The organism is Kitasatospora sp. NPDC059803 (assembly GCF_042732255.1).
Classification (GTDB): Bacteria; Actinomycetota; Actinomycetes; order Streptomycetales; family Streptomycetaceae; genus Kitasatospora.
Genome location: NZ_JBHWIJ010000437.1, coordinates 1 through 5,146 on the forward strand (window position 1 = coordinate 1; position 5,146 = coordinate 5,146).

Here is a 5,146-nt window from a genome sequence, read left to right on the forward strand (position 1 = left end):
GTACAGAGGTGGTCCGACCTGGTGTGCCGGGCGCCCCCCGGGGGGGGGGCCGGGGGGTGGGCGCAACGGGTGGGAAAACCCCCCCCCCCCCCGGCCCCCGGCACTGTCGCGCGGCGCGGACGGGTCAGGACCCCGCCGCCACCGCGGCCCGCCGCCGTCGGCCCACCACGGCCGAGGCCGCGAGCACGATCGCCGCGGCGACCAGCGACAGGTACATCTGCTTGCGCCCGTCGGCGTCGGTGAACATGTACGCCACCACGAACCCGATCATGCCGATGGCCGTCCAGGTCAGGTAGGGGTACAGCCACATGCGGACGGTCAGCCGCTCGGGAGCCTCCCGCTCGATGATCCGGCGCATCCGCAGCTGGGAGAAGCAGATCACCAGCCAGACGAACAGCGCAACCGCGCCGGAGGAGTTGAGCAGGAACGCGAACACCGTGTCCGGCGAGGTGTAGTTGAAGAACACCGCGACGAAGCCGAAGACCACCGAGGACAGGATGGCCACCCGCGGCACGCCCCGCTTGGTCACGGTCGCGAAGGCCTTGGGCGCGTCCCCGCGCTGGCCGAGCGAGAAGGCCATCCGGGAGGCCGTGTACATCCCGGAGTTGAGGCAGGACAGCACGGCCGTCAGCACGATCACGTTCATCACCTGGCCGGCGCCCGGGATGCCCACGTGCTCCAGCACCGCCACGTACGGGCTGCCCTTGACGGCGTCCGAGTCCCACGGCAGCAGGGTGACCACGAGCAGGATCGAGCCCAGGTAGAAGATCCCGATGCGCCAGATCACGCTGTTGGTGGCCTTGCTGACCGCGCGCTCCGGGTCCTCCGACTCGCCCGCGGCCAGGGTGACGATCTCGCTGCCCATGAAGGCGAAGACCACCGTGAGCATGCCGGTGAACACCGCGCCCACGCCGTGCGGCAGGAAGCCGCCGTGGCCGGTCAGATTGCTGGTGCCGACCGCGTGGGTGCCGGGCAGCACGCCGAAGACGGCGAGCGTGGCGATCACCAGGAACGCGGCGATCGCCACCACCTTGATCCCGGCGAACCAGAACTCGAACTCGCCGTAGGAGGCGACCGAGAACAGGTTGGTGGCGGTCAGCACCGCCATCACGAGCAGCGCGAACGCCCACTGCGGCACGCCGGGCATCCAGGCGTTGAGGATCTTCGCGCCGGCGGTGGCCTCCACCGCGAGCACCACGACCCAGAAGAACCAGTAGAGCCAGCCGATGGTGAACCCGGCCCAGCGGCCGAGCGCGCGGTCCGCGTACGCCGAGAACGAGCCGCTCTGCGGGTCGGCCGCCGCCATCTCGCCGAGCATCCGCATCACCAGCACGACCAGCACACCGGCCAGCGTGTAGGAGAGCAGGATGCCCGGCCCGGTGGAGGCGATGCCCGCGCCGGAGCCGACGAACAGGCCGGCGCCGATCACCCCGCCGATGGCGATCATCGACAGGTGGCGGTTCTTGAGCCCCGCCTTCAGATGGCCCTCGCCGCCGTGCCCGGGCGGCCCGGCCTGCTGGGGGACCTGGGCGGCTGCCGCAGGCCTGGTGGTGTCCGCACTCATCAGATGAGCCCTGTGCCTTTCCAGCGCGCGGCGCGACCCTCGGCTCGTTGCGCCGGAGGGTGGGGGACGGACCCGCGCATTGCGGTGCAACCTAACTTCTACGGCCGAGTATCGGAACAGAGCATCCGTAAATGTTCGGTAACCGGACATAAAAAGCCAGGTCAGAGCGGGTGGAAAAGGGGTGCGAAAAGCTCAAATCTGACGCACCGCCAATGCGTCGGCGGCGCTCGGGGCCCGGTCGGAGCCCTGTCGCGGCTCAGGGCCCGCGCAGGTCCAGCACGGTGATCCGCGCCGCGTCCGCGGGCCGGCCGGTCAGCCGCGCCGCCAGGATCCGGGGGATGTCGCCCTCCTGCGAGTACCCGGGAACCACCTCGACCTCCGCCCGCCGCACGCCGGCCTCGCCCCGCACCGCGTACACCACCCGGTACACGGTCCGCTCCGGCGGCGGCGCTGCGCCCTGCCCACGGCTCCGGACGGTCATCGGCATCGACCTCCTCGGCTCATTGTCGGCCCGGTGTGGCCGATCGGGGCAAACCCAGGCACAGTGGGATTCTCGGCACGCTCCGGGAAGGAGCGACCCCATGCAGACCACCTGGAAGGGGACGATCAGTTTCGGGCTGGTCAGCATCCCCGTCCACCTCTACTCGGCCACCCAGGAGCACGACGTCCCGCTGCACCAGGTGCACGCCAAGGACGGCGGACGGGTGCGGATGAAGCGGTACTGCGAGCGGGAGGAGAAGGAAGTCCCGTACGCGGAGATCGCCAAGGGCTACGAGTCCCCCGACGGCCGGACCGTCACGCTCACCGACGAGGACCTCGCCGACCTGCCGCTGCCCAGCAAGAAGATCATCGACGTGCTGGCCTTCGTGGACGCCGGCGAGATCGACCCGCTGATGTTCTCCAAGGCCTACTACGTGGGCGTCGCCGACCAGGCCGCCGCCAAGCCGTACGCCCTGCTGCGCGACGCGCTCACCGCGTCCGGGCAGATCGCCGTCACCAAGATCGCGCTGCGCACCCGGGAATCCCCGGCGGTGCTGCGGGTGCACGACGGCACGCTGGTGCTCCAGACCTGCATCTGGCCCGACGAGGTCCGCCCCGCGGCCGGCATCGCGCCCGAGGGGGACGTCACCGTCCGGCCGCAGGAGCTGAAGATGGCGCGGTCGCTGATGGACACCCTCTCCGAGGACTTCGACCTCGCCCAGTTGCACGACGACTACCAGCAGGCGCTCCAGCAGGTGATCACGGCCCGGTTGGAGGGCGTCGAGCTCCCGCACGAGGAGGAGCCGGGCGAGGCGCCCGACAACGTGATCGACCTGATGGAGGCGCTGCGCAGCAGCCTCAAGCGGGCCAAGGGCGGGCGGGGGCACGCCGCCGGGCCCGACGCGGGGCCCGACACGGACGAACCGGAGGACGAGCAGCCCGCGACCCGCAAGCGCGCTCCGGCGAAGAAGCCCGCCGGGTCGGCGGCCGCCGCCGGGAAGGCCGCCCCGGCGAAGAGGACTGCCCCGGCGAAGAAGACCGCGACCGCGAAGACCGCGACCGGAGAGGCCACGACCGCAAAGTCCGCGACCGGAAAGGCCGTGGCGGGAAGGACCGCGACCGGAAAGTCCACGGCTCCGCGCAAGGCCTCCTGAGCCCCGCGGATCCGGCAGCCCCCCGAGAACCGGAGGCGATCCCGATGGACCTGCTGACCTACAAGGAACTCGACACCGACACCGACCCCGAGGCCCCGCCGCAGCGCCGGAGCCCGGCGCAGCGGGCCTGGCACTGGCTGCTGAGCCTCAACCCGACCGCCGTGGTGGTCATGGTCGCGCTCTCGCTCGGCCTGGGCATGGTCGCTGCCCAGGTGAGCTGGCTGCCGATGCTGGTGCTGATGGCCATCGTCTGGGGAGCGACCGTCCTCGCCCTGGTCGGCGTGGTCGCCCGCTGGATGACGCCCGGCCGGGGCAGGCACCGGGTGGCGTCCTGACCCGGCCGGGTCCGAGCCGGGCTCGGTTCGTGCCTGCGGATCCGGGGGTGCTCAGCCGATCCACACCGTGGTGATGTTGCAGAACTCCCGGATCCCGTGCCCGGACAGCTCCCGGCCGAACCCGGAGCGCTTGACGCCGCCGAACGGCAGCGCCGGGTGGGAGGCGGTCATCCCGTTGAAGAACACCCCGCCGGCCTGAATGTCGCGGACGAAGCGCTCCTGCTCGCCCTCGTCCCGGGTCCAGACGTTGGAACTGAGCCCGAACGGCGTGTTGTTGGCGAGCGCCACCGCCTCGTCCAGGTCGGCGACCCGGTAGACCGTGGCGACCGGCCCGAAGGTCTCCTCCTGGTGGATCCGCATGGCCGGGGTGATGCCGGTCAGCACCGTCGGCTCGTAGAAGTAGCCGGTGTCCCAGCCCTCCGGGCGTCCGCCGCCGCACTCGACCCGGGCGCCGTGGGTGCGGGCGTCCTCGACCAGCTCCTCCAGGTCGTCCCGGCCCTGGCGGCTGGCCAGCGGGCCGACGTCGGTCGCCTCCTCCATCGGGTCGCCGACGCGCAGCGCCCGCATCGCCTCGGTGAAGGCGGCGGTGAAGCGGTCGTACACGTCGGTGTGCACGATGAAGCGCTTGGCGGCGATGCAGGACTGCCCGTTGTTCTGTGCCCGGGCCCGGACGGCGGTGCGCACCGCCGCGTCCAGGTCGGCGCTGGGCAGCACCACGAAGGGGTCGCTGCCGCCCAGTTCCAGGACGGCCTTCTTCACCTCGTCGGCGGCGGTGGCGGCGACCGCCCGCCCGGCGGGCTCGCTGCCGGTGAGCGTGACCGCGGCCACCCGGCGGTCCCGGATCACGCCCTCGACCGCGCCCGAGCCGATCAGCAGGGTCTGGAAGCAGCCCTCAGGGAAGCCGGCCCGGCGGAACAGCTCCTCCAGCGCCAGCGCCGTCCGGGGCACGTTGGAGGCGTGCTTGAGCAGGCCGACGTTGCCCGCCATCAGGGCCGGCGCGGCGAACCGGACCACCTGCCAGAACGGGAAGTTCCACGGCATCACGGCCAGCACCGCCCCGAGCGGGCGGTAGCGGACGTAGGCGCGGGTGGCGCCGGAGTCGGCGACGTCGGCCGGGGCCGGGTGCTCGTCGGCGAGCAGTTCCTCGGCGCGGTCGGCGTACCAGCGCATCGCCGTGGCGCACTTGGCGGCCTCGGCCCGGGAGGCGGTGAGCGGCTTGCCCATCTCCTCGGTCATCGTGCGGGCGATCGCCTCCCGGTCCTGGTCCAGCAGGTCGGCGGCCCGGCGCAGCAGGTCGGCGCGGGCGGCGAAGGGGGTGGTGCGGTAGCCGTGGAACGCGGCCTCGGCGCGGGCCAGCCGCTGTTCGATGCCGGCCGCGTCCAGCGGTTCGAAGGTCTCCAGGATCTCGCCGGTCGCGGGGTTGACGCTGGCGATGGGCATGCGGGGCTCCCAGGGGGGTCGGGGTCCGGTGCGTCTGCGCCTCTCACCCTCCCCGACGGCCCGCCCGGGGGCACGCCACCACCGCCCGGCGTGTCCTGCCGGGCGGTGGTGGCGCGGGGACGTCGACTCGGGCAGCGCCACCACCCGGGGCGCCGCCCCGCGGGCCCGGGCGC

The 5,146-nt window shown here is 72.6% G+C and carries 5 protein-coding genes; 2 read left to right on the forward strand and 3 right to left on the reverse strand.

What is annotated here, in order from left to right:
* Nucleotides 1-124: 124 nt before the first annotated feature.
* Both ACFV6I_RS37495 and ACFV6I_RS37500 read right to left on the reverse strand, forming a co-directional pair.
* Nucleotides 125-1,564: an amino acid permease gene (locus ACFV6I_RS37495; RefSeq protein WP_063346440.1), complete on the reverse strand. Its 1,440-nt coding sequence runs from the start codon at nt 1,562-1,564 to the stop codon at nt 125-127.
* Nucleotides 1,565-1,820: 256 nt separating this feature from the next.
* Nucleotides 1,821-2,045, reverse strand: coding sequence for a hypothetical protein (locus ACFV6I_RS37500; protein WP_380377289.1), 225 nt, complete (start codon nt 2,043-2,045; stop codon nt 1,821-1,823).
* Nucleotides 2,046-2,145: 100 nt separating this feature from the next.
* Between ACFV6I_RS37500 and ACFV6I_RS37505 the strand changes: the two genes are divergently transcribed.
* The gene (locus ACFV6I_RS37505) at nt 2,146-3,198 is read left to right on the forward strand and encodes a Ku protein (RefSeq protein WP_063346438.1); all 1,053 of its coding nucleotides are present in this window, start codon (nt 2,146-2,148) and stop codon (nt 3,196-3,198) included.
* Nucleotides 3,199-3,242: 44 nt separating this feature from the next.
* The gene (locus ACFV6I_RS37510) at nt 3,243-3,533 is read left to right on the forward strand and encodes a hypothetical protein (protein ID WP_380430560.1); all 291 of its coding nucleotides are present in this window, start codon (nt 3,243-3,245) and stop codon (nt 3,531-3,533) included.
* A gap of 51 nt (nt 3,534-3,584) precedes the next feature.
* Here the strand turns inward: ACFV6I_RS37510 and ACFV6I_RS37515 are convergent, their stop codons facing one another.
* Nucleotides 3,585-4,973, reverse strand: coding sequence for an NADP-dependent succinic semialdehyde dehydrogenase (locus ACFV6I_RS37515; protein WP_380430563.1), 1,389 nt, complete (start codon nt 4,971-4,973; stop codon nt 3,585-3,587).
* Nucleotides 4,974-5,146: the final 173 nt, after the last annotated feature.